Genomic DNA, 23713 nt, shown 5'->3' with positions numbered 1-23713 from the left:
TTCAGAGAAGGAGAGAGGCTACAAGGAAGTAGACAAAGACCGATATTATATCCTGCAACACGGTGGCAAGAGGGCCGCTTCCGTGTGCTGGGTCCGAGCCAAGCCTTTTGAGAAACATGGGCAGCAAAGAGGCCACAAAGCCGGCCGCCGTTGAAGCAAGAAGTATGGCAAGAGAGACAACGAGGGCGATTTTCATATCCTTCCAGAAGATGGATACTGCAAAGAAACTGAAAAAGAAGAGGGCAAGGCCTATGGCACTGCTTGTTTTGGTTTCCCTTCCTATGTCTACAGGTATTCTCAGGGCAAGAGCCCTGACTATGAGAGCCTCTGTCTGCGTTCCCACAGCATCTGCAAGGTAAACCACCGTTGGTATAAAAAAGGCAAGAGCCACATGCCTTTCCAGCTCTTTTTCAAACATGCCCACCACTCCAGCGGCTAGAAATCCACCCACAAGACCAGCGAGGAGCCAGGGCAGCCTGTAGAGGACTCTTCTGCCAAGGTCTGCACTCCCATAAGACACAGCCATATTGTCTGGTCCCAGAATACCCGCCATCTTTGAGAGGTCTTCCTCATGTTCCTGAAGCAAAACTCTGAGAAGGGTGAAGGGTGGTATGAGTCCAAGAAAGTATCCATAGTGGTCCACAACGGGCATGGCGTATTCGCCCTTCTGCACCGCCTGCCATGCTACCACCTCCTGGTCTGTATCTGGGCTTACCCTTGGGGGGTCTGAGTCCATGATGCCACCTATCCTGTCCTCGGGACCTGCACTGAAGAGGTCCTCTGCCGTAACTATTCCAACAAGCTTCCCTCCCTCAAGAACCACTATGTGAGAGGCGGAGACATACTTTTTGCCAAGTATCCTTTCAATGGTCTCCTCCACAGTGTTTTCAGGATGTGCTATTGGCACATCAACAACTGCAAGAGCTTTTGCAGTCTCATAAAAGGCTCCCCTGTCCATGTGTATAGTCTATCAGACCAATCTTAATATTCCGTTAAAATCAGCCCAGAAGCCTGAGTGCCCTTGCAACTCTTTCCAGAACCTTTTCCGTGGGCATCACATCACAGATTATGTCCACTCCTACACCCTCCAGCTCTCCCGTGAGGCAGGCTCTGAGGGCATGCCACACATCCTTTGCCTTCAGATTTAGCTCCTTCTGTATCTCCTTCGCTATTTCCTTCACTCTGGTAGCATTGAGCTCGCCCTCCTGAGCTTTTTGCAGGAAAAGCTCAAGCACTTCCCTTGAGTGCTCGTTCTCAAGCACCGCCATAGCCTGCTCTGAATAGCTTATCTCTTCCACAAAGAAGGGCTTTAATCTTTCAACCCCATCAAGCAGGGTTTCAAAGGAGTCTCTGGTTCTTTCAAGGACCTTTTTTACATATTCCCTGTCTACTTCGTATCCAGCCCTCTGGAGGAAAGGCATAAACTCCTCCACAAGCCTGTCAAGGGAGAGAACTTCCCTTATGTATACCCCGTTCATCCACCTGAGCTTTTCCTTGCTGAAGACCGCAGGCGATGAGTTAACATCCTCAAGCCTGAAAAGCTGTATGAGCTCATCTTTTGAAAATATCTCCTTCCCTTCCTCCGGGGGGGACCAGCCCAGAAGGCACAGAAAGTTAAAAAGGGCTTCCGGCAGGTATCCTTCCTCTCTGTAGTTTCTGACAGAAACCGCTCCATGTCTTTTTGAGAGCTTGCTCCTGTCCTCTCCCAGTATGACGGGTAGGTGGGCAAACTCTGGAATCTCAAAACCCAGAGCTTCGTAGATGAGTATCTGCTTTGGTGTGTTGGGTATGTGGTCTTCGCCCCTTACCACATGGGTGACACCCATAAGGGCATCATCCACCACCACCACAAAGTTGTAGGTGGGTGTCCCATCGCTCCGCACTATCACAAAATCTCCAAAGTCATCCACGCTTATGGCTATGTGCCCCTTTATGAGGTCTTCAAAGACAACAACCCTTCCATCGGGCACCCTGAAGCGTATAGCATAGGGCTTGCCCTCTCTCTTGAAGGCTTCCGCTTCCTCCCTGCTGAGAACTCTACACTTGCCCGAGTAGCGGTAGGGCACTCCTCTTTCCTCCGCCTTCTTGCGTTCTTCTTCCAGTTCATCCACCGTGCAGAAGCAGGGGTAGGCGTGTCCACTCTCAAGAAGTCTCTGTGTATACTCCCTGTATATGTCAAACCTCTCCGACTGCCTGTAGAACTCATCCCACTCAATTCCAAGCCACTGAAGGTCCTCAAGAAGCATCCTCTCAAACTCCTCTGTGGACCTTTCCCTGTCCGTGTCCTCAACCCTAAGGATAAACTTTCCTCCATGATGTCTTGCAAAGAGGTAGCTGAATATGGCGGTTCTTGCGTTCCCCAGGTGCAGGTATCCTGTGGGGCTCGGTGCAAAGCGTGAAACTACCATGGGAATATTATAGCCCGTAGTTATTCCTGTAATAGTCACACCATGCGCTCACGGGACATTCTCCGCATTTTGGCCTTACGGGCCTGCATATAGTCTGACCGAAGGCCACGAGAAGTCTGTTGTAGTCCCTCCAGTATTCCTGGGGAACCACCTGCATGAGGGCTTTCTCTGTCTCCTCTGGATTTCTTGTCCTTACCAGACCCCAGCGGTTGCTTATGCGGTGCACATGCACATCCACCGCTATGGCAGGCTTTCCAAAGCCCTCTGAAAGCACTATGTTCGCCACCTTTCTTCCCACTCCCCTGAGCCTGAGAAGGTCCTCCATTGTATCCGGCACTTTTCCACCAAATTCCTCCACAAGCTGTCTTGCAAGCTCCTTAAGATGTTTTGCCTTGTTTCTATAAAAGCCCACGGGATGTATGAGCCTCTGGAGCTCATCCAGATCCATCTTGAGCAGGTCCTGGGGACTCTTTATCCTCTCTAAAAACCTCTTGCAGACTTCTGCTGTTGTTTCATCCCTTGTCCTTGTGGAGAGGAGGGCACAGAGGAGGGCACTGAGGGGGTCCTTTCTTTTCTGGGCTATGAGCTTGACGATAGGGGCGTGCCACCTGGGATATTCTCTTTTCATTATCTGGAGGACTGTTGGAAGGTCTTCCTTTCTCATAAGTTTTTGTATTTTAAGACAGCCTTAGCCTGAATAGAAGCCCGAGGGCCAGAAGATGGAGCAGGATTGAATACAGCACAAGAATCTGTAAGGAAAACTCGTATAGCATACCCATCAGTGCACCACCGAGAAAGGCGGAAAGGCCGTAGAAAAAGTGGAAAAGACCGTAAGCCCTTCCCCTTGCACCTTCAGAAGAGAGCTCTGCAACTGCAGACCTCATTATGGACTCCTGAACGCCGAGGCTTATGCCCCACAAAATTACAGCAATCACAGGCTGGCCTGTAAGGAAGATGAAAATGGGAGAGAAAATTCCCACAGATAGCCCCAGAAGTAGAGAAGTAAAGCCAATCCTGTCGTAGAGAAAACCAAAGAAAAGGGCAGAGAGGGCATCAACTCCCATGGCTAAGGCAAAGAGAAGGGCAACCTCCCAGCCGTTAAAATTTAACCTCTGAGAGAGGTGAAAGCCAATAAGTGGAAACTGTAAAAAGCTCATAGATACAAGACACGAAGCAAGCATGTAAAGGTAAAAATTCTTACTCAGAGAGCCCTTCTGCCACGAGGTCCCTTTGAATTCAGCTCTATCAACCTGTGACCTTCTGGCTATGAGGAGCAAAAGCATGGCAAGCGTTGCCGGCAAGAAGAGAAGGACAAAGGCGCTTCTGTAGCTAAGCCCAAGGAAGAGGACAAGTGCAACACAGACAGGACCCAGAACCGCACCCAGCTGGTCGAGAAACTCATGAAGCCCAAAGCCCCTGCCATGACCCACCACCTGAGTTGCCCTTGAGAGCAGGGCATCCCTTGATGGGGTCCTCAGACCCTTGCCAGCCCTTTCAAGAAAGAGAAGAAGGCTTGCGCTCTGCCAGCTCAACGCAAATCCAAGAAGCGGAACTGCAAAAAGATTCAGAGCGTAGCCCACAAGGGTAAAAGCCCAGTAACTTTTCAGCCTGTCGGAGACAAGACCAGAAAGGAGTCTCACCCAGTATCCCAGTAGCTCAGCAAGTCCAGATACAAGGCTTACCCAGAGGGCGGAGGCACCAAGAAAGGCAAGATACGGACCGATGATGCCTCTTGCCCCCTCGTAGGTAAAGTCGGAAAGAAGGCTCACAAGACCCATGAGAAATATGAACCTGTAAGCCTTCCCCTTATCCCACATCTATGTGCTCTACCTCACACAGAATTCTGACCTCGGGGAGAAAGGAGGCTATGTTTTCCAGAACCTCTAAAAGCCCCCTGTATGTGTCCGGAGTAGCAATAAGATAGACCTCATCGGATGACTTTTCCTTTGTCCGCACTATGGCATACCTGCCAGAGCCATCTACAAGGGATGTAAAAAGCCCTATCTTCTCCTTAGGAACCCTTACCAGAAGCACCCTTGCTTTTACCTCTCTGCTCATGGCTGATTATCTTGGCACCGAACATGTCCTTCACCTTTTCCACAAAGGGTGGAAGACCAGATTCTTCCTGAGCCTTTTCCACCACAAAGTCAATCCTTGGGTTTATTGACCTTATCCTTTGCATGTCCTGCTCGGTAAGGTCCTTCTCCCTTATGTAAAAAACAAGCCTGTCCTCCTTGAACTCATACCTTGACCTTCTGAGCACCTCCATCACAAGGGTATCCAGCTTGCCCTCAAGGGACTTGAGAGGGTCTTCCTGTCTTTCGCTCTGCTCCTGCACTACTGCAGAAGAGCTCTGTGGGCTCTGCAGATACTTCAGAAGCTCTCCCACAGGCATTATGTCCCTTACTATCTGAGTTTTTATGACCGCAAGCTCACAGGCTCTCAGGAAGTCTCTGCTTCTTGCATCAAGCCTTGCAGTGTTTAGCACCTTTTCCACATATAGAAGGGCATTCAGCGGTATGTTCCCCATGCTCCTGTGGAAGTCCTCCACCGCCATAACCTTCTCTGGCTCTTTCAGGCTTTTGTAGAGTATAAGACCTCTGAGCTCCTCCTCAAGAAAATCCCAGAACCTGGGCAGGTTAAAGCCCCTGTGGCTCAGGTCATTGAGAAAGGCAAGGGCGGAATCCACCTCCGAGCTCAGGAGCATTCTCAGAAAATCCCTCACCCTCTCCTGAGATACTATACCAAGAAACTCCTCAAGGACCTCAGAATTTACCCTGCCCTCACCGTAGGTGCTTAGCTGGTCAAGCAGGGAAAGTGCATCTCTCATACCACCGTCGCTTATCTTTGCTATGGTTATCAGAGCCTTTTCCTCACACTGGATATCTTCTCTCTCGCATATACTCTTCAGATACTCTGATATCTCTTCCTCTCTGAGCTTTGAGAATATAAGCCTTTGACACCTTGAGAGGATGGTGGGCATTATCTTCTCATACTCTGTGGTGCACAGCACAAAGATGGTTCTTGGTGGTGGCTCTTCAAGGGTTTTCAGAAGGGCGTTGAAGGCCTCTCTGGTGAGCATGTGGGCTTCATCAAGTATGTAGACCTTGTATTTGCCCCTTATGGGTGCGTATGATACTGCATCCCTTATGGCCCTTATGTCATCTATTCCTCTACTGGAGGCGGCATCTATCTCTATGAGGTCTGGAAAACTTCCTCTGTCTATTGCAAGGCAGTTTTCACATCTTCCACAGGGTTCACCCTCTTCTGGCTGAAGACAGTTTATTGCCCTTGTAAGTATTCTTGCAAGGGTAGTCTTCCCCGTTCCCCTTGGACCTGCAAAGAGATAGGCGTGGGAAAGCTTGCCCAGCCTTACCGCATTCCTGAGAACACGCACTGCCACATCCTGACCTACCACCTCGGAGAAGCGTCTGGGTCTGTATTTTCTTGCAAAAGGGACATACATGCTGTTAAATAGTATAATCCTTCTTGCAAAACTTTCAGCCTTCCCTATCTTTATTCTATAAGAGAGGTGTGAAGCATGTTTGAGAAATTTACGGAAAAGGCAAGACAGATTATCCTCCAGGCAAGGGAGGAAGCTATAGAGCTTGGCCATACATACCTTGGCAGCGAGCACATACTGCTGTCGCTCATAAGGGAAGAGGACCTTCCCTCCCTTGTGCTTACCCGCTTTGGACTGACCCAGGAAAAGGTGCGCAAGGCCATAATGGGTCAGATAACGCGCGGGAGCCATTCAGGCGAGATACTCTTTGCACCAGACGCCAAGAGAGTCCTTGAGTTTGCAGTAGAAGAAGCCCGCATACTCCACCATCAGTTTGTGGGTCCAGAGCACCTTCTCATTGGCATAGTCAGGGAAAAGACAGGGCTTGGAGGAAGGATACTCAGAGGCTTCGGGCTGGATGAATACTCTGTCCGAAGGGAGGTTCTTCAGATACTGGGAGAACTGCCCCCTCAGGAGACCACCAAGTATGCACCCACACCAAACCTTGACAGGTTTTCAAGAGACCTTACCCAGATGGCAAGGGAAGGCAAGCTTGACCCTGTCATAGGAAGGGAAAAGGAGATAGAAAGGGTTATACAGATACTGGTTAGAAGGAGAAAAAACAACCCTGTTCTTCTTGGAGACCCTGGCGTTGGAAAGACTGCCATTGTGGAGGGCCTTGCCCAGAGAATAGCTTACAAGCAGGTGCCAGACCCGCTTCTCAACAAAAGAGTTGTTGCCCTTGACCTTGCAGCCCTCGTGGCTGGAACGAAGTATAGGGGTCAGTTTGAGGAGAGGCTCAAGAACATACTCAAGGAGCTGGAAAAGGCGCCCAACGTGATACTCTTCATTGATGAGATACACACTCTCGTGGGAGCTGGCTCTGCAGAGGGCTCAATAGATGCCAGCAACATGCTAAAGCCAGCCCTTGCAAGAGGTGAAATACAGGTTATAGGTGCTACTACCCTTGACGAATACAGGAAATACATAGAAAAGGATGGCGCTCTGGAAAGAAGGTTCCAGCCTATCATAGTGGACCAGCCCTCTCAGGAAGATACCATAAGGATACTTTACGGTCTTAAATCCAAGTTTGAGGAGTTTCACAATGTGGAATACAAGCCTGAAGCCATAGAAAAGGCTGTGACACTCTCTGAGAGATACATAACAGAGAGAAACCTGCCAGACAAGGCAATAGACGTGATAGATGAGGCAGGTTCTCTTGTAAAGCTCAGAGCATACCAGTTGCCGCCTGATTTAAGGGACATAGAGGAGAAGATAAAGGAGATTGAGGAGAAGAAGGAGGAGGCAGCAAGCGAGCAGGATTACGAAAAGGCTGCAAGGCTCAGAGACGAAGAGCTCAGGCTAAGAGCAAAACTTGAAAGCCTCAAAGCCAAGTGGAAACAGGAAATGGCTGCCAACAGGCCTAAGGTAACAGAGGAGGATGTGGCAGAGGTGGTGGCAAGGTGGACGGGTATACCAGTAAAGAGGATACATGAGAACGATATGGAAAAGCTACTGCATATAGAGGAAGAGCTTCACAAGAGGGTGATAGGGCAAGATGATGCCATAAAGGCTGTAGCAAGAGCCATAAGAAGGTCAAGGGTTGGACTCAAGGGCAGACACAGGCCCATAGGTGTATTCCTCTTCCTTGGACCCACGGGAGTGGGAAAGACTGAAACTGCCAAGGCTCTTGCAGAGTATCTCTTTGGTTCTGAAGAGGCCCTTGTCAGGTTTGATATGTCCGAATACATGGAAAAGCATACAGTCTCAAGGCTGGTGGGTGCACCCCCGGGATATGTGGGCTACGAAGAGGGCGGACAGCTCACGGAGAAGGTAAGAAGAAGGCCCTACTCGGTGCTTCTTTTTGATGAAATAGAAAAGGCTCATCCCGACGTTTTCAACATATTCCTCCAGATATTTGACGACGGAAGGCTTACCGATGCCATGGGAAGAACGGTGGATTTTGCCAACACCATAATCATAATGACCTCCAACCTGGGTGCAAGGCTTATTGCCCACGGCTCTCAGATGGGCTTTGAGAAGAAGTTTGGCATGATAGACTACGAGCAGATGAAAAAGAATGTGCTTGACCAGGTAAAGAAGAGCTTCAGCCCCGAGTTTCTCAACAGGCTCGATGAAGTCATAGTATACAGACCGCTCGAGAAGGAGGATGTGGTAAAGATACTTGAGCTTCAGCTTGAACAGGTAAACAGAAGCCTTCATGAGTGGAATGTAAAGGTAAGGCTACACAAGAGTTTTGTAGACTGGATAATAGACAGGGAATACAAGCCAGAATACGGTGCAAGAAGTCTGAAAAGAGCACTTCAGCACCATGTGGAAGACCTTCTGGCGGAGGAGCTACTGAAGGGAACTCTCGCAGATGTGGAGCTCGTGGAGATAAGGGTCAAGGAAGATAAGCCCTACATAAAGCCGGTGAAGAAGAAGGAGAAGCTGGAGGCGATTTTTAACCAGTGAGGAGCTCAGCCGGGTTTTCCAGGGTAAAGACCCTGGATAGCCCCCCTCTTCCGCTTACACCTATTACCCTGTCTGCAAAGCTGGCGAGTACCTCTCTCAGTGTAACCACAATAAACTGAGCACCTTTTGACCTCTCCTTCAAGAGCTCTCCCACCCTTCTTGCGTTGGCCTCATCAAGGTGTGCATCCACCTCATCAAAGTAGTAAAAGGGTGATGGTCTGTAATCCTGTATGGCGAATATGAGGGACAGGGCAGCAAGGGTTTTTTCTCCACCTGATATAGCCTCCAGGTATTGCACCTCCTTGCCTCTGGGCTTTACCACCAGGCTTACACCCCCGGAAAGCGGGTCATCTTCCCTTTCAAGCACCATGTATGCCTTACCACCGGGTGAGAGCTCTGAGAAAATTCTTCTGAGATTTCTGTCAACCGCCTGAAAGGTCTCCATAAAAGCTCTGAGCTTCTTTGTCTCTACTTCCTGTATGAGCTCCTTTATGGACTCCTTTTCTTCCTTTAACCTTCTGTATCGCTCCTGATAATCTGAGTGCCTTTCCTCATATTCCCTGTATTCTTCCTCAGCCTTGAAGTTTACGCTACCAAGGGAAGATAGCTCCTTTATCACCTTTGAAAGCTCCTCTCTGAGCCTTCCGGAGCCCTCTTTTATCTCCACCACCTCCCCCTCATAGCCAAGCTCTCTTAGCCTGCTGAGGCTCTCCTTGTATCTCTCTTCAAGCTTTGCCCTCTCAAGCCAGAGCCTGTGAAGTTCCTCTTTGAGAGATTCTTCCTGAAACCTGAGCCTTCCAAGCTCTGACTGAAGGCTTCTGTGCTCCTCCTCAAGCCTGTCTTTTTTCCTGTATAGCTCATAGGCCTGCATATTCACATGCTTTAGCTCTTCCTCCAGCTGTTGCCTTTCTTTGCGGAGTTCCTCCAGTTCAAGACCTAACTTCTCAATCTCATCCTGAGCGCTTTCAACAAAGGCAAGCTTTCTCCCAATCTCCTTCTGAAGGCTCTCCTTCTCTATCTGAAGCTCTCTCAGCTTTAACTGATGGGAGTGTATGGATTCTCTGAGCTTCTCCATCTTCTGCTTCTCTTTTTCGTATTCGCGCCTCAGGTCCTCCACGCCGGACTCTCTGTAATGAAGAAGCACTGACTGCCTCTTTATGCTGAGGTTTTCCAGCTTTTCCTCAAGGTAGGATATATCTTCCTTCAGGGATAAGGTTTTTTTCTTTGTTTCCTCCTTTTCTCCTTCAAGTATATGCACATACTCTTCAGCCTTCTGCAACTTCTCCTGTATGTCTTTTAGCCTTTCGTATCCAGACCTGTCTGTCTCTTCCACCTCCTCCAGCCTTCTGCGAAGTATGGCTATGACACTTTCCTTTTCAAGCAGTTCATCTCTGAGCATTTTCAGGAGCTTTTCTTCCTTAGCTTCCTCTTCCCTTAGCTTTTCTTCAAGCTGGAGAAGCCTGTTGAGCTCTTCAAGATAAAAACCTCTTCCCAGCTCACCCCTCTCCTCGCTGTGTCCACCACTGATAACACCGCTCTTTTCAAAAAGCTCCCCATCAAGGGTTACCATTCTGTAGGAGTTCCCCAGGCCCCTGGCAGTGTCAAAGCCGTCCACAAGGAGCGTGTCCCCAAAGATAAAGCGTATGGCTTTCTCGAACCTCTTCTCATACTCAAGGAGGTTCACTATAAAGTCTATCACACCCCTATGCCTTGGTGGATAGGGAGGAAGGTTTGTTTCCCTTATTCTGCTCAGTGGTATGAAGTTAAGCCTCCCCCATTTAAGTTCTTTGAGCCTCTGTATGCACCTCTTTGCCACATCTTCATCCTGCACCACTATGTAGGAGAGCCTTCCACCCCCAGCGACCTCAACCGCCCTGAGGTATTCAAGGTCTCTCACCTTTATGAGACCAGACGCTCTCCCATAAACACCCTCTATGCCTTCAAAGGGAAGCTCTTCGGGCGGCATGCTCTGAAGCCTGCCCTTCAGCATTGCAATTTCTTTGAGAACCTCCTCCTTTTCCTGCCTTATCTTTTTGAGCCTCTCTTCCAGCCTCTGGTATTCTTCCTTTTTTACCCTTATGGACCTTTCCTCCTCTTTCAGCATTTTCTGGTAGTTTTCCCTTTTCATGAGAGATTCCCCCATGTTTGCCTTTATCTTTCTCTCCTCTTCTCTGAGCCTTTCCATATCCTCCTTTACCCTTTCTTTTTTGAGCTCCAGTTCTCTGAGCTTGAGCTCCATTCTTGAAAGCTCTTTCCTTGCCTCCTCCAGCGATGTGCTGAGTTCCCTGAGCTTTTCCTCCGTCCTTTCCATCTCCTCAAGGGAAACCTTCAGGCTTTCCTCCCTTTCCTTTATGCTTTTCCAGAGCAGGTTTGCAGATTCTTCTGTGCCAAGAAGCTCCACTTCCTCCCCTTCAATCGCTCTGAGCAGATTTTCCTCTTCCCTTAGAAGTATCTCTTTTTGCCTCTCAAGTGAAGCTATTTGCTCCTGTGTGGAGAAAATATCCTTCCGGAGGTTATCAATCCTTCTTTCATGCTTTTCTAGGCTCTGACCCATGTTCTCTATAGACTGAGAGAGCCTTCCTACCTTCTCCCTGAAAGGAAAGAGGTTCTCACTCACATCTTTTAGCTCCTTCTCCACATGCAGGAGCCTCTCCTCGTATGCTTTTATCCGCTCTCTCAGCCTCTGGAGTTCCTCCTCTTTTGAGGATATTTTTTCGGATACCTCATTCACCGACTTTTTCAGCTCATAAGCAGTTTTGAGGGTGAGCCGTATGTCAATGCTCCTTCTCTTTTCCTCCAGCTCCCTGTAGAGGTTAAGCCTTTTGAGCTCCTCTCTTAGCTTTTCCATTTGCACTTCCATTTCATCCATAAGAAGCCTTAGCTCTCTGAGCTTCAGCTCCACCTCTCCCAGGTCTGCAAGCGCTCTCTGCTTTTTCTCCTCATACTCCTCAATCCCTGCAATCTCTTCAAGAAGCTTCCTCCTCTCCACTGGCGTCATCTTTAAGAACCTGACTATATCCCCCTGAAGCACCACATTGTAGGCATTCTCGTATATGCCTGCCTTAGAGAGGAAATCCATAAGGTCCTTCTCTCTGACAACCGCCCCGTTTATCCGGAAAACCGTCCTTCCATCCTGATAGACCTTTCTTGATATGACTATGTCCTCATCCTGAAGGGGGAAGAGTCCGTGGTTTTTGAAGTGAACCTCCACATAGGCGTATTCTGCCCTGTCAGAGTCTTTTGAGTATATGAGATAGGAGAGATTCCTTGCCCTCAGGGTCTTTGCAGTGGCTATACCAAGGGCAAAGGATATGGCATCGCCTATGTTGGACTTGCCTGCACCATTAGGACCCACAACGCCTATGAAGCCCTGTCCCAGTGGTATTTCTACCCTCTCCTTTCCGTAAGATTTGAACCCCTCTAAGGTTATTTTTTCTATCCAGGCTTTCACAGAGTAATAGTATAATTTAAACAGTTATGTTAGGAAAAGTTAAAAACACAGCAAGGGTCTCAGAGCAAAGTAAAAGGGAAGAATGGCTTCTGAAATTCTGATAGCTCTGTATTGCGGTTCTCTCTTTGCTTTAGTCTTCTTAGTTGCGCCAGTGCTTCTGAGAGCTGAGAGGAATAAGGACTTTGCAGGAAGTCTTTATGGGAGATTGCTCTGGAGGTTTTACAAACTTGCTTTTTTACTGCTTTTGTTGTATCTTATCTTAGGTGATGCAAAGGTCTACGCTCTACTTCTCATGCTGGGTCTTGGGCTAAACGTGGGCATCTCATACTGGCTAAAAAACTACAAGAGAAAGCTGGGGGACATAGACCTTCTTGATTACAACGAGCCAAGAAGGGTCCTCTTCAGAAGGGTTTCCATGCTTTCAACTGTGATTCTTTTTATGAATTTCCTGCTTTCTCTCTATGTGCTTATAAAACAACTTAAAGGAGGTGGTCTTGCAGGAATATAGGGTAAACAGGCAGATAAGGGCAAAGGAGGTAAGGCTCATAGATGAAAATGGAAAGCAGTTAGGCATAATTCCAATTCAGGAAGCTCTGAGGATAGCCAGTGAAAAAGGACTTGACCTGGTTGAAGTGGCCCCTCAGGCAAACCCCCCTGTGTGTAAGATACTTGACTACGGGAAGTTTCTCTACGAGCTCAAGAAGAAGGAAAAGGAAGCGAAGAAAAAGCAGAGGGAACACGCCATTGAAGTCAAAGACATGATGCTATCTGTGAGGATTGACGAGCATGACCTGAAGGTAAAGCTCAAGCACATGAGGGAATTTCTTATGGATGGAGACAAGGTGAGGGTAAGGATAAGGTTCAGGGGCAGGGAACATCTTCATCCAGAGCTGGGCGACAAGCTGGCAAACAGAATAGTGGAAGAGCTTTCAGACGTTGGGCAGCTTGAATCCTCTATAAAGAAGGAGGGAAATTTTTTAATCTTTTCACTTCTGCCTAAAAAGAGATAAATTTTTTATTCATGCTCAGTCTCAGAGTGGCGGACATAATTGAAAGTGAAGAACCAGTGTGTCCTTCTGAATGCACGTTGAAAACTGCCTTTGAAAAAATGAGGGAGGGAGGAAAGGGCTATGTGCTTCTCATGAAAAAAGAAGTTCCCATAGGGATAATAACAGAAAGGGACCTTCTAAGGTTAATCACAGAGAGTGTATCCCTTGAAGAAAATGCTCTCAAATTCGCTTCAAAGAGCCTGATTTCGGTAAGAGAATACAGAGACATTTATTACGCCCTCAGTCTTATGGTAGAGAACGGCATAAGAAGGCTTGTGGTTGTAGACAGCGAAGGCAGGTTTATGGGAACTGTTACAATGGAGAAGGTGCTGAGCCATCTGGAGGAGGACTTTTTCAAAAGAAGAATGAAGGTCAGAGACCTTCTTCTGGATAAGGAGCTGGTATGGGTTGGAGAAAATACAAATCTCCTTGAGTGCCTCAAGCTTATGAAGGAAAAGAACATAGGAGCTCTACCCGTGCTGATAGGCGGTATGCCGGCAGGTGTAATAACCGAGAGGGACATTGTAAAGCTGTTTGACCGTATAGACCTTTCTGCCCCCGTAAGGTTATACATGAGTAAACCTGTGATAACTATAGACGAGGACGCTCCGGCAGAGCTTGCCCTCAAGATAATGGAGGAGAAAAACATAAGAAGGCTTGTGGTGGTGGATAGTAAGGGTTACGCCGTAGGAGTAATAAGCAACAGGGATATAGCGAGGAATGCCTACGAAGGATACTGGAAGTTTCTTGAGACAAAGCTCAGACACGCAAAGGATGTTTTAAATCTTCTTCCCGAGCCTACCTTTGAAGTTCTTGACATCTTTTCAAACCAGGTAATAGTCTGGATGAACGCAAAGGCTGTGGAACTTTTTGGTAATCTAATAGACCATGATATTACGGAAGTTGTCCCAGATAAGGATTGGTCTTATGTGTATTCAAGATTATTGAGAGAGAGAAAAGCCGAAAAATACAGGTTTGCATTGAAGGACAAGACCTATGAAATCTCTGCCAGCTATCTTTTTGTAGAGTCCCAGAAGATTAGAGGAAGGATAAAACTGATGCTCAGAGACATAACTCAGGAAACACTGTCCCACAAAACCATAGCAAGAGAGCTTGACAACTACAGGAGGATTATGAATTCTACAGAAGATATGATTATCGTATACGAAGCGGATAGCGGGACCATAAAGCTAGCAAACAGGGCAACTGTAAGAAAGCTTGGATACACGGAAGAGGAGCTTACACAGATGACCATATTCCAGATAGTGGATGCAGACCCAGAGTTTATAATCCAGAACATACAAAAAATTGTGAGAAGAGATGAAGTTGTAAGGGGCAGGAGGTATTATAAAGATATGTATGGAAACAGACTGCCTGTGGAAATAACCGCAACAAAGGTTCACATGAACAGCACACCTTACATACTCATAGTTGCAAGAGATATAACAGACAGGCTGAAACTTGAGGAGGAAATTGAGAGAAAGACAAGGGAACTTGAAAGCATTCATGATTTTATCCTTAACCTAAACAGATGTGGCTCAGAAGGCGAAGCCTACAATCTTCTTGCACACATGCTTGTAAAAATTTCAGGAGTGGACACGTTTGCTGTATATAGGATTAATCCCTCACTGAACAGGGTAGTTGACAGAATTATCTATGGAAACAGAGAATACACAGAGTGTCTTGAGGAAGGTCAGGACCCTTCCCTGTGTAAGGTCTTTCAGAGCACTCAGCCCTTCCTTGTAAGGGACAGAGAAGCGTATTCATGTCCTTCTTTCAAGTCCATTTATGGTTCTTATATGTGTATGTCTGTGGTATCTGGAGGAAGGACAATAGCTCTTTTAAGTATGATATCTCGGAAGGAAAACTTTTTTGATAAGGAAAAGGTAGAGTTTATAGAAAACCTCGTTAATACCTTTACACCCTTCCTATCAAACCTGAGACTAATAGAAATAAACAGGGAACTCTCCATAAGAGACCCTCTTACCAATCTCTATAACAGGAGGTTTGTAACAGAGTTTCTACAAAAAGAACTGGAAAAGGCAAAAAGAAACAGGAGTTCCTTAGCTATACTTCTAATAGACCTTGACCACTTTAAAAAAATAAATGACACATATGGGCATCAGACGGGAGACTTATGTCTCAAGACCTTTTCTGAGGTGCTGACGAGGAGTATAAGAAGTATGGACATAGCAGGCAGGTGGGGGGGTGAGGAGTTTATAGTTATCCTTCCCGACGCATCAAGGGCCGACGCAGTCGCAGTGGCAAACAGGATAAGAGAAGCCATAAAAAGAAGCGTGGTCTACGCCGAAGGATTAAAGCCTGTAAGCATCAGTGCCAGCTTTGGAGTGGCTACATTTCCCGACAATGGTGAAGATGTGGACGAGCTCATAAAGGTTGCGGACGGCAAGTTATACATGGCAAAGATGGAGGGCAGGGACAGAGTAATTCCATGAAAAAGGTAAAAAACCTCTTCGTATGCCAGGAGTGTGGATATTCAAGCTCAAGATGGCTCGGGAAGTGTCCTGGTTGCGGTGCCTGGAATTCAATGGTGGAAGAGGTGGAAGTAAAGGGCCTTGCCAGAGTTCTAGAAAAAAAGCATCATCCAAAACCCCTCTTCCGCTGGGAAGGGGAGGAAAGCTTCAGACTCAGCACTGGTTTCTCGGGTCTTGACCAGGCACTGGGTGGTGGACTGGTAAAGGGACAGGTCATACTTCTTGCGGGTGAGCCAGGGATAGGCAAGTCCACGCTACTTCTACAGGTATGTGAAGAGTTTTCAAGAATCTACGGACCGGTTCTCTACATCTCCGGTGAGGAATCACCCTCACAGATTGCAGTAAGGGCAAAAAGGCTCGGGGTTGGCTCAGAGAGCCTCCTTGTCTTTCCGGAGACGAACCTTGAGACTATTATTGAAACCCTTGGGGAAGAAAAGCCTTCTCTTCTTGTAGTAGATTCGGTGCAGACACTTTACAGCTCAAACCTTGAATCTTCTCCGGGCTCTGTGGCACAGGTCAGGGAGTGTGCCTTCAGGCTATCAGAAGCCTGTAAGCTCCTCAACATTCCCCTTTTCCTCGTGGGTCAGGTGAACAAAGAGGGCGTGCTTGCTGGTCCAAAGGTGCTGGAGCACATAGTGGATACGGTGCTCTACTTTGAAGGAGAGAGGTTTAACTTCTACAGGGTGGTGAAGGTGGTAAAGAATCGTTTCGGCGCTTCAGGCACTGTGGCCGTATTCAAGATGTCTGGGTCGGGGCTTGAGGAGGTGCCAGAGCCTTCAGCCTTTTTCCTTCAGGAAAGGGCTGGATCCTCGGGGAGCGTTATATTCCCGCATACGGAGGGTAGCAAGCCCGTGCTTCTGGAGGTTCAGGCTCTCACCATACAGGCGCTATATACCACTCCCCAGAGAAGAACCCAGGGATTTGACCCTAACAGGCTATCTCTCATACTTGCAGTGCTTGAAAAGGAAGCAAAGGTGTTTACAAGAGACAGGGATGTGTTCGTGAACATAGTGGGTGGTGTGAGGGTGGAAGAGCCAGCGGTAGACCTGGCGGTTGCCCTTGCAGTGGTAAGCTCAGTAAAGGAAAAACCTGTGGGTGATGTGCTCGTTTTTGGAGAGCTGGGTCTCTCTGGAGAGGTCAGGTCAATCCATTTTGCACAGGAAAGACTCAGGGAAGGGCTCAGATTCGGTTTTAAAAAGGCCATAATTCCAGCGGGCTGCAGTATAGAAGTGGAGGGTATGGAAGTGGCTGGTGTGAGGCATATAAAGGAGGCCCTTGAGTTTATAATTTAGACTGTGAAGGTGCTTCTTGTGGAGGATGACAGACTACTGGGGGAGTCTCTTAAAGAATACTTAGGGTCAGAAGGCTTTGTGGTGGACTGGATATACGACAGCAGGGAGTTTTTTGACCTTCTTCAGGTGTCTTCCTACGATGTTATAGTGCTTGACCTGATGATGCCCCATGTGAGCGGAGAGCAGCTTCTGAGAGGACTTAGAGAGAAGGGAGATAAAACCTCCGTGCTTATTCTGACAGCAAAGGGAAGGCTTGAGGACAAAGAAAGATGCTTTTCTCTGGGTGCGGATGATTATCTGACAAAACCCTTTGAACCCAGGGAGCTTCTACTCAGGCTCAGGGCTCTACACAGAAGGGTTGTAAGGGATGAAAGGCTGAAGCTGGGAGGGGTTGAAATAGACCTTCAAGCGGGCAGAGTATGGGTCGAGAGCAGAGAAATAAGACTTGGCAGAAAAGAGTGGCTTCTTCTTAAGCATCTGGTGGAAAACAGGGGAAGGTTTGTCTCCACAGAAGAGCTTCTCAACTATGTGTGGGGAGATGAGCCAGTTGGGGATGAGGTGGTCCGGGCTCACATAAAAAACCTCAGGAGGCTTCTGCCTGAGGGCTTTATAACCTCTCAGAAGGGAAGGGGATACAGGGTTGAAGGCTGAGAAGTTCTGGCTTTACTTTTCTCTTTCTCTGCTTCTTGTTGCCGGTTTAAGCCTGATAAATCTGGTGGTTTTTCTTGAACTCAAAAGGCTGGGTGAGGAGAGCCTTTACAGGATTGCCTACCAGCACTTTCTTAACTATCTTCAAAACCCACAGCACAGGGGCGACGAAGACTTTCTCATAAATCCGCCGGAAGGAAGCCAGCACAGAATTTACATCTTTGAGGACCCCACCAATCCCCTGAGGACCATAAGGGTTGGGGTCAGGGAGGAATTCCTCAAGGAGAGAACTGACAGCCTTGTAAAGAGGCTTCTTTTTTTGGAATTTTTCCTTGTTTTCACGCTAGTTTTTCTCTACCAGAGGGTGGTGGAGGGCTACCTTACAAGGCTCAGAGAAAAGGAAGAGTGGATTAAGGGGCTCTTGCTCTCTCTTGCACACAGGCTTGGAAATTTTCTGGCAACCCAGAGGGTTCTGCTCGCAATACTTAAAAAATCCCATCCAGAAGACCAGAACCTTAAAAGGTTAGAAAAGAGCCTGGAAAAGGTTCAGAGGGAGCTCAGCCTCTTTATAAACCCGGTGATGGAGGACAGAGTTGACAAAAGGCAACTCCTTAACTTAAAGGAGCTTGTAGAGGAAATCCTCAACTTTTTTGAAGAGGAAAAAGAAGGCAAAAGGCTAATCCTGAAAGTCAGAGACCTCTATGTGCGTATGAACAGAGAAGACCTTCAGGATGTGCTGTATAACCTTATAGGCAATGCCATAAAGCACTCAAGAGGGTTCGTGCACATAAAAACATGCAGCAGAAGGGACCTTCTTGTGGTAAGAAACGATATGAGCCCTGTTGAAAATCATGGTATGGGGCTTGGTGTTGAGCTCACACGCAGGATACTTGAAAAATACGGCTTTAGGCTGAAGATAAGCCTCAGGAAGCACTACACCGCCTTTATACAGTTCAAAAAGCGGGAGTAAATTCCACCCTGACTTGATTCCCAGAATCCATATCCTTGAGTGTGTAAAAGCCCCCAGACTTCTCTTCCTCACCAACTATCACAGCGTAGTTTGCTCCCAGCCTGTTGGCAAGTTCAAGCTGCTTTTTGAGGCCTCCCTTTCTGTAGGAGAACTCAACCCTTTTGCCTTCCCCCCTGAGAGCCTTCGCCACCTGAAGGGCATAATCAAGCACATTACCAAAGGGTATGACCAGATAGAGAGGGTCTTCTGAGGGGGAGTTTTTAACAAGCATGGAAAGCCTCTCCAGCCCAACAGCAAAGCCAATTGCCGGAGTGGGTGGACCACCAAACTCTTCCACAAGATAATCGTATCTGCCGCCCGCCACCACAGTAATACCGAGCTCCTCAGAAACAGCCTCAAAGACAGTCTTTGTGTAGTAATCAAGGCCTCTGACAAGGTTTGGATTCTCCCTGTAGGGAATGGAAAGGGAGTTGAGGTATTCTTTGAGGCTTGAGTAATGCTCTCTGCACTCATCACAGAGAAAGTCCACCATCTTGGGTGCATCTATCACCGCCTCTTTGCAGGTGGGCACCTTGCAGTCTAGAACCCTGAGGGGGTTCCTGTCCTTTCTGTCAAGGCATACCTCACAGAGATGGCCCTCTACACCATTGAGAAACTCCGTGAGTGCCTGCCTGTAGGCTGGTCTGCAGACCCTACAACCTATGGAGTTTATCTCTATCACAACCCTCACACCGAGCTCAGAGAGTATCTCATAAAGGAGCTGTATGAGCTCGGCATCCACCACAGGCTCCAGACTTCCAAAAACTTCAGCACCGAGCTGATGAAACTGCCTGTATCTCCCTGCCTGTGGACGCTCGTAGCGGAACATGGGCCCCTCGTAGAAGAGTTTTACGTAGGGTTTTAGTGCATATAGCTTGTTCTGGACAAAGGCTCTGACCGCACCAGCTGTGCCCTCTGGCCTGAGGGCAAGCCATCTTCCTTTCCTGTCCTGAAAGACAAACATCTCCTTCTGCACTATGTCCGTAACCTCACCTATGCTCCTCTGGAAAACTTCAAGGTATTCCACAACTGGAAGCACTATTTCCTCAAAGTTATACAGCCTCAACTTTTCTCTTATGAAGTCAGAAAGGTATCTGAACTTTTTAAGCTCCTCTCCATAAAGGTCATGGAAGCCTCTTACACCCTGAAACTCAGGCATAGAGATTAATTATAGTCCTCCAGGGTTGACACTCTACAGTTTTGGCTTAGAATATAAGTAAAGATTTACTATGAAAGAGCTTGTGCTTTTCCTTCACATAGTCCTTGCATCCCTGTGGGTGGGTGGGATGCTCTTCCTGGTTCTTGTTCTAGCTCCCTTTGTGAGAAAACTTCCCATAAGAGACCAGGCCTTTCAGGAGGTGGGCAGACGTTTCAGCCTGTATGGAACACTGGGTTCACTTTCCCTTCTTTTTCTTACAGGGCTCTTGAACATACATTACATACTGGGCTTTTCAGGCCTCCTTGACCTTTCAAACCCTTACACCAGGACTCTTATGCACAAGCTGATAGTCTTTTTTTTCATAGTTGTAGTCTCACTAGTTCATGACCTTTACTTTGGACCAAAGTCTGCAGGCTCCGCCTTTCATAGAGGTCTGGCGAGACTTCTTGGCTTTATAAACCTGCTCCTCAGTTTTTTGGTAGTCTACCTTGCAGTAAAACTCAGGTTTGGAGGTTAAAGATGGCAAAACTTTTGAAAGCAGAGGGTGTTTTTTCGGATTTCATGCCAGCAAAAAAGGCCCTTCATGTGGAGGAAGACTTAAGGTGCATTGCCTTTTATCTCAAGGCTGGTCAGAAGATAAACCTTCATACATCACCGCACAGAGTTATCACCCTCGTGCTTCAGGGTGAAGGAGACTTTTTTGTGGGGTCGGAAGAAAAGAGGGAAAGACTTGGAAAGGGAGAAGCTCTCCTCTACGAACCCAATGAGCCTCATGGTTTTCAGGCCGTGGAGGATATGGTGGTTGTGGCTATTGTGGTGTGATATATTTATACATGATGTATCGCATATTTGTCTGGGGTGTAAACTTCAAAACTGCCCCCGTGGAGCAGAGGGAGCTCCTCGCCTGTAGCAGGGAAGATGCCTATTATCTTTTGCCACCCCTCAAAACCATAAGGGGTATAAGGGAGATAATACTTCTCTCCACCTGTAACAGGGTAGAGGTTTACACTGTTGCTGAAGACTACGAGCCTATGAACAGGCTCGTGCTTGAACTTCTCCAGCTCAAAGGTGTGGACACAAGGCTGCGGAAAAATTCCTTCTTCCTTGAAGATGGTCTGGCGGTTGCGCATGTCTTTAAGGTTGCAAGCGGGCTTGAGTCCATGGTGGTTGGGGAAACTCAGATAGTCAGCCAGTTCAAAGAGGCATACAGAGTAGCCAGAGAGCTCCACTGCACTGGGAAGGTCCTGAACAGGCTATATGAAAAGGCTCTCAGAACTGCCAAGCGGGTCCGGACAGAGACGGGAATAAGCAGAAATGCAGTATCGGTAAGCTATGTGGCTGTGGAGCTAGCCAAGAGAATATTCGGAAGCCTTGCACGCACAAAGGTTCTCCTCGTTGGCGCCGGGGAAATGGCTGAGCTCTCTGCCAAGTATCTGAGGAAGCTGCAGGCGCATCTGTTTATAAGCAACAGAACCTACGAGAGGGCAGTAGAGCTGGCTAAGGAGCTTCAGGGGCATGTGTTGAGGTTTGAAGAGCTGTCCGAACACCTTCATGACTTTGACATAGTCATAGTCTCAACGGGCAGCAAAAAATTCGTCATAGACCATCAGATGGTAAAAAAGGCAATAAGAAGAAGGAACTACAAGCCAATCTTCTTCATAGACATATCCGTTCCTAGAAATGTGGACCCTGAAGTAAACGAGATTGATGAGGTATTTCTCTACAACATAGATGATCTGCAGGAGGTGGCGGAGAAAAATCTGAGGGAGAGGTTGAAGGAAAAGGAGAAAGGGGAGATAATCGTGTGGGATGAGGTGAGTAAGTTTATGAAGTGGCTGGAGTTTCTCAGGGTTGAGAAAGAGATAGTAAACATAAAAGAAGCATGGAAAGATGTGGAGGAAAGAGAGCCCAGGGTAAGAAGGCTGGTTCACCTTGCAGTGGAGGAGATAAGAAAGGACCCGTCCCTTGCAGAGAAGTTGGTTAAAATATTCTTGCAGGAGGTGGAATATGCAGACTCAGAGCGAAGGCTATCCCATGTCCATAACAGAGCTTATGGAGCTTGAGAGCGAATACTCCATAAAGGCATACGTGCTAATAAAGGCTGACCCGAGGGAGATTCCTTCCATAATGCTGGCTCTCTCAACCTTTGAAGGTGTAAAAACCGCAGATGTGGTAACAGGTCCCTACGATATCATAGTTTTTGCAGAACTCAAGAATCAGGATGAACTTGGCAGGCTTGTAATAAACAAGATACACTCTCTGGAAGGGGTGAAGGAAGCTCTTACCTGCGTGGTAGTGAGGATATGAACGATTTTCCCCTGGTAGTGGAGGAGGCGGAAAGAATTTTGGTCATATACTCTGAAGAACCGGCGGTTCATAAGGAGGAAGACGACGGGGTTGAAATCTTCTACTCCGGAAAGGGAGATGTGGTAAAGATAATAATAAAAAAAGATGAGAAGCACTACATCATATACTTCTGAATGTATAGTAATAGAAGGGGGTAAACCCCTGAAAGGGAAGGTGAGCATATCCGGCTCAAAGAACGCCTCCCTGCCCATACTTATGGCAAGCATACTTACAAGAGAACCCTGCACTTTGGAAAATGTGCCTGACCTTCTTGATACAAAAACAACCTTTGAGCTCCTAAGGCATCTGGGAGCCCTTGTGGAGTTTGAAGGGGAAAGGGTGGTGGTGGACCCAGAACCCATAAAAACCCACGAGGCACCCGATGAAGTGGTGAGGAGGATGAGAGCCTCTGTCCTCGTAATGGGTCCCCTGCTTGCAAGGTTCGGAAGGGCTCTTGTATCCATGCCAGGAGGGTGTTCCATAGGTGTAAGGTCCATAGACCAGCATTTAAAAGTATTTGAAAGGGCAGGGGCAAGCATAGAAGTAAAACATGGCTACATAGATATGAAGGTAAAGAAGATAAAGCCTGTAGAATACACCTTTGAGGTCATAACGGTGACTGGCACGGAGAATGCCCTCATGTTCCTGAGTGGCTGTGAAAAGAGGAGCGTTCTGAGAAACATAGCCCTGGAGCCAGAGGTTATGGACCTTGTGGAAGTGCTGAGAAAAATGGGGGTGGAGATACATATAGAGGACAGGACTGCCCTGATAAGGGGGAGCGAACATCTGAGAGGTTTTAGTCACAGGGTTATCCCCGACAGGATTGAGGCAGGAACTTTTATGGTGGCCGGTTTTCTGACAGGTGGAGATGTTCTGCTTGAGGACGTAAGAGTGGAACACCTGGGTAGCCTGATAGAGAAACTAAGGGAGGCGGGTGCCGAGCTTGAACTGCTGAGTCTTAATAGCCTCAGGGTCAGGGGTGGTAAGGCTATTCAGCCTCTCAGCATATCCACCGCAGAGTACCCTGGCTTTCCCACAGACATGCAGGCCCAGTTTATGGTGCTCTGCTGCCTTGCAGATGGTGTATCGGAGATAAGGGAGAACATATTTGAAAACCGTTTCCAGCACGTGGCAGAGCTTCAGAGGATGGGCGCAGATATTCATGTGAGGGACAGAACCGCCATAGTCAGAGGTGTGAAGAAGCTTTACGGTGCTGAGGTTTACTCTACAGACCTCAGGGCTTCTGCCAGCCTTGTGCTTGCAGGGCTAGTGGCTGAGGGAACAACCCTCGTGAGGGACATATACCACCTTGATAGAGGTTATGAGAAGCTTGAAAAAAAACTAAAAGCCCTGGGGGCCCTCATAGAGAGGGGACCCCATCACAAAGATTAAGCTATCTCAATCTTCTTTTCCTTTGCACCCTCAGCCTTGGGTATCCTTATCTCAAGAACGCCGTCCTTGAACTCAGCTTTGGCGGACTCCACCTTCACATCGGCTGGCAGTGGTAGAACCCTCTCAAATTTTCCGTAGACCCTTTCAACCCTGTGGTAGGTTTCCGTCTTTTCTTCCTTTTCTTCCCTCTTCTCACCTCTTATGTGCAGGGCGTTGTCCCTTATGGACACTTCCACGTTCTCCTTCTTCACTCCAGGTAGTTCAGCCTTTACCACAAGCTCCTGGTCTGTCTCATACACATCCACTACGGGTGCAAAGACCCTTTCGCCCTCTTCCCTGGGCATGAGCTCCTCAAGGAGCCTGTCAAACTCCCTTCTTATGCGTTCAATCTCTGCAAAAGGGCTCCAGAGCATAAGTCCTCTTCTCATGGCAACCACCTCCTTTAAGGTTTTTCTGTAAATTTATTTTAGTCCTTTATTGTAAAATG

Annotated in this window: 22 protein-coding genes; 13 read left to right on the top strand and 9 right to left on the bottom strand. The window is 47.8% G+C overall.

What is annotated here, in order from left to right:
* Position 1: 1 nt before the first annotated feature.
* The 6 genes from ACKRDP_RS04605 to dnaX are packed head-to-tail and all read right to left on the bottom strand — an operon-like array spanning position 2 to position 5874.
* Positions 2-958: a magnesium transporter gene (locus tag ACKRDP_RS04605; protein ID WP_409153577.1), complete on the bottom strand. Its 957-nt coding sequence runs from the start codon at positions 956-958 to the stop codon at positions 2-4.
* A gap of 40 nt (positions 959-998) precedes the next feature.
* Positions 999-2408, bottom strand: coding sequence for a glutamate--tRNA ligase (gene gltX / locus ACKRDP_RS04600; RefSeq protein WP_409153576.1), 1410 nt, complete (start codon positions 2406-2408; stop codon positions 999-1001).
* A 7-nt stretch (positions 2409-2415) separates the two neighbouring features.
* Complete coding sequence (locus ACKRDP_RS04595) at positions 2416-3072, bottom strand: endonuclease III domain-containing protein (RefSeq protein ID WP_409153575.1); 657 nt, start codon at positions 3070-3072, stop codon at positions 2416-2418.
* A 13-nt stretch (positions 3073-3085) separates the two neighbouring features.
* Positions 3086-4225: an MFS transporter gene (locus ACKRDP_RS04590; protein WP_409153574.1), complete on the bottom strand. Its 1140-nt coding sequence runs from the start codon at positions 4223-4225 to the stop codon at positions 3086-3088.
* On the bottom strand, positions 4215-4466 hold the full coding sequence (locus ACKRDP_RS04585; RefSeq protein WP_409153573.1) for a hypothetical protein: 252 nt from the start codon (positions 4464-4466) through the stop codon (positions 4215-4217). The genes ACKRDP_RS04590 and ACKRDP_RS04585 overlap by 11 nt, the downstream gene beginning before the upstream one ends.
* Entirely contained in the window at positions 4420-5874 is a 1455-nt protein-coding gene (gene dnaX / locus ACKRDP_RS04580; RefSeq protein ID WP_409153572.1) for a DNA polymerase III subunit gamma/tau, read from the bottom strand. Before dnaX ends, ACKRDP_RS04585 begins: the two co-directional genes overlap by 47 nt.
* A gap of 75 nt (positions 5875-5949) precedes the next feature.
* Between dnaX and ACKRDP_RS04575 the strand changes: the two genes are divergently transcribed.
* On the top strand, positions 5950-8385 hold the full coding sequence (locus tag ACKRDP_RS04575) for an ATP-dependent Clp protease ATP-binding subunit (RefSeq protein WP_409153571.1): 2436 nt from the start codon (positions 5950-5952) through the stop codon (positions 8383-8385).
* Here the strand turns inward: ACKRDP_RS04575 and smc are convergent.
* Entirely contained in the window at positions 8375-11836 is a 3462-nt protein-coding gene (gene smc / locus ACKRDP_RS04570) for a chromosome segregation protein SMC (protein ID WP_409153570.1), read from the bottom strand. The two genes, ACKRDP_RS04575 and smc, sit on opposite strands and share 11 nt — an antisense overlap.
* An 82-nt stretch (positions 11837-11918) precedes the next feature.
* On the opposite strand from smc, the gene ACKRDP_RS04565 reads away from it, so the two are divergent.
* From ACKRDP_RS04565 to ACKRDP_RS04540, 6 genes are read left to right on the top strand one after another with little or no spacing between them, the layout of a single operon-like run.
* Entirely contained in the window at positions 11919-12344 is a 426-nt protein-coding gene (locus ACKRDP_RS04565) for a hypothetical protein (protein ID WP_409153569.1), read from the top strand.
* Positions 12331-12846, top strand: a complete 516-nt coding sequence (infC, locus tag ACKRDP_RS04560) for a translation initiation factor IF-3 (protein ID WP_409153568.1) — start codon at positions 12331-12333, stop codon at positions 12844-12846. Before ACKRDP_RS04565 ends, infC begins: the two co-directional genes overlap by 14 nt.
* A gap of 11 nt (positions 12847-12857) precedes the next feature.
* Positions 12858-15341, top strand: coding sequence for a diguanylate cyclase (locus tag ACKRDP_RS04555; RefSeq protein WP_409153567.1), 2484 nt, complete (start codon positions 12858-12860; stop codon positions 15339-15341).
* Entirely contained in the window at positions 15338-16672 is a 1335-nt protein-coding gene (gene radA / locus ACKRDP_RS04550) for a DNA repair protein RadA (RefSeq protein WP_409153566.1), read from the top strand. Before ACKRDP_RS04555 ends, radA begins: the two co-directional genes overlap by 4 nt.
* 3 nt (positions 16673-16675) lie before the next feature.
* On the top strand, positions 16676-17323 hold the full coding sequence (locus tag ACKRDP_RS04545) for a response regulator transcription factor (protein WP_409153565.1): 648 nt from the start codon (positions 16676-16678) through the stop codon (positions 17321-17323).
* Entirely contained in the window at positions 17313-18290 is a 978-nt protein-coding gene (locus tag ACKRDP_RS04540) for a sensor histidine kinase (RefSeq protein WP_409153564.1), read from the top strand. Before ACKRDP_RS04545 ends, ACKRDP_RS04540 begins: the two co-directional genes overlap by 11 nt.
* On the opposite strand, the gene hisS is transcribed toward ACKRDP_RS04540, so the two are convergent.
* Positions 18274-19488, bottom strand: coding sequence for a histidine--tRNA ligase (gene hisS, locus ACKRDP_RS04535; RefSeq protein ID WP_409153563.1), 1215 nt, complete (start codon positions 19486-19488; stop codon positions 18274-18276). The two genes, ACKRDP_RS04540 and hisS, sit on opposite strands and share 17 nt — an antisense overlap.
* Before the next feature lie 70 nt (positions 19489-19558).
* Here hisS and ACKRDP_RS04530 point away from each other — a divergent pair, with 70 nt between their 5' ends.
* The 6 genes from ACKRDP_RS04530 to murA are packed head-to-tail and all read left to right on the top strand — an operon-like array spanning position 19559 to position 23226.
* Complete coding sequence (locus ACKRDP_RS04530; protein WP_409153562.1) at positions 19559-20005, top strand: DUF4149 domain-containing protein; 447 nt, start codon at positions 19559-19561, stop codon at positions 20003-20005.
* Positions 20006-20007: 2 nt separating this feature from the next.
* Entirely contained in the window at positions 20008-20310 is a 303-nt protein-coding gene (locus ACKRDP_RS04525) for a cupin domain-containing protein (RefSeq protein WP_409153561.1), read from the top strand.
* Between the two features lie 11 nt (positions 20311-20321).
* Positions 20322-21551 (top strand): glutamyl-tRNA reductase, encoded by a 1230-nt coding sequence (gene hemA, locus ACKRDP_RS04520; protein WP_409153560.1) that lies wholly within the window; start codon positions 20322-20324, stop codon positions 21549-21551.
* Entirely contained in the window at positions 21496-21795 is a 300-nt protein-coding gene (locus ACKRDP_RS04515; RefSeq protein WP_409153559.1) for an Lrp/AsnC family transcriptional regulator, read from the top strand. Before hemA ends, ACKRDP_RS04515 begins: the two co-directional genes overlap by 56 nt.
* Complete coding sequence (locus tag ACKRDP_RS04510) at positions 21792-21968, top strand: hypothetical protein (protein WP_409153558.1); 177 nt, start codon at positions 21792-21794, stop codon at positions 21966-21968. Before ACKRDP_RS04515 ends, ACKRDP_RS04510 begins: the two co-directional genes overlap by 4 nt.
* Complete coding sequence (murA, locus tag ACKRDP_RS04505) at positions 21940-23226, top strand: UDP-N-acetylglucosamine 1-carboxyvinyltransferase (RefSeq protein WP_409153557.1); 1287 nt, start codon at positions 21940-21942, stop codon at positions 23224-23226. Before ACKRDP_RS04510 ends, murA begins: the two co-directional genes overlap by 29 nt.
* Here murA and ACKRDP_RS04500 read toward each other — a convergent pair.
* Positions 23223-23654 carry an Hsp20/alpha crystallin family protein gene (locus ACKRDP_RS04500; RefSeq protein ID WP_409153556.1) on the bottom strand — a complete coding sequence of 144 codons (432 nt, stop codon included), beginning with the start codon at positions 23652-23654 and terminating at the stop codon, positions 23223-23225. The two genes, murA and ACKRDP_RS04500, sit on opposite strands and share 4 nt — an antisense overlap.
* Positions 23655-23713 lie beyond the last annotated feature (59 nt).

The organism is Pampinifervens navoyensis, from assembly GCF_046159715.1.
GTDB lineage: Bacteria > Aquificota > Aquificia > Aquificales > Aquificaceae > Pampinifervens.
The sequence above is the reverse complement of the archived record's forward strand: the minus strand, read 5'-3'. Positions and strand labels throughout refer to the sequence as shown.

Excerpts from the sequence above, each read along its gene's own strand:
- ACKRDP_RS04605 (WP_409153577.1), bottom strand. The coding sequence starts at position 958 with ATGGACAGGGGAGCCTTTTATGAGACTGCAAAAGCTCTTGCAGTTGTT.
- gltX (WP_409153576.1), bottom strand. The coding sequence starts at position 2,408 with ATGGTAGTTTCACGCTTTGCACCGAGCCCCACAGGATACCTGCACCTG.
- ACKRDP_RS04595 (WP_409153575.1), bottom strand. The coding sequence starts at position 3,072 with ATGAGAAAGGAAGACCTTCCAACAGTCCTCCAGATAATGAAAAGAGAA.
- ACKRDP_RS04590 (WP_409153574.1), bottom strand. The coding sequence starts at position 4,225 with ATGTGGGATAAGGGGAAGGCTTACAGGTTCATATTTCTCATGGGTCTT.
- ACKRDP_RS04585 (WP_409153573.1), bottom strand. The coding sequence starts at position 4,466 with ATGAGCAGAGAGGTAAAAGCAAGGGTGCTTCTGGTAAGGGTTCCTAAG.
- dnaX (WP_409153572.1), bottom strand. The coding sequence starts at position 5,874 with ATGTATGTCCCTTTTGCAAGAAAATACAGACCCAGACGCTTCTCCGAG.
- ACKRDP_RS04575 (WP_409153571.1), top strand. The coding sequence starts at position 5,950 with ATGTTTGAGAAATTTACGGAAAAGGCAAGACAGATTATCCTCCAGGCA.
- ACKRDP_RS04565 (WP_409153569.1), top strand. The coding sequence starts at position 11,919 with ATGGCTTCTGAAATTCTGATAGCTCTGTATTGCGGTTCTCTCTTTGCT.
- ACKRDP_RS04555 (WP_409153567.1), top strand. The coding sequence starts at position 12,858 with ATGCTCAGTCTCAGAGTGGCGGACATAATTGAAAGTGAAGAACCAGTG.
- radA (WP_409153566.1), top strand. The coding sequence starts at position 15,338 with ATGAAAAAGGTAAAAAACCTCTTCGTATGCCAGGAGTGTGGATATTCA.
- hisS (WP_409153563.1), bottom strand. The coding sequence starts at position 19,488 with ATGCCTGAGTTTCAGGGTGTAAGAGGCTTCCATGACCTTTATGGAGAG.
- ACKRDP_RS04530 (WP_409153562.1), top strand. The coding sequence starts at position 19,559 with ATGAAAGAGCTTGTGCTTTTCCTTCACATAGTCCTTGCATCCCTGTGG.
- ACKRDP_RS04525 (WP_409153561.1), top strand. The coding sequence starts at position 20,008 with ATGGCAAAACTTTTGAAAGCAGAGGGTGTTTTTTCGGATTTCATGCCA.
- hemA (WP_409153560.1), top strand. The coding sequence starts at position 20,322 with ATGATGTATCGCATATTTGTCTGGGGTGTAAACTTCAAAACTGCCCCC.
- ACKRDP_RS04515 (WP_409153559.1), top strand. The coding sequence starts at position 21,496 with ATGCAGACTCAGAGCGAAGGCTATCCCATGTCCATAACAGAGCTTATG.
- ACKRDP_RS04510 (WP_409153558.1), top strand. The coding sequence starts at position 21,792 with ATGAACGATTTTCCCCTGGTAGTGGAGGAGGCGGAAAGAATTTTGGTC.
- murA (WP_409153557.1), top strand. The coding sequence starts at position 21,940 with ATGAGAAGCACTACATCATATACTTCTGAATGTATAGTAATAGAAGGG.
- ACKRDP_RS04500 (WP_409153556.1), bottom strand. The coding sequence starts at position 23,654 with ATGAGAAGAGGACTTATGCTCTGGAGCCCTTTTGCAGAGATTGAACGC.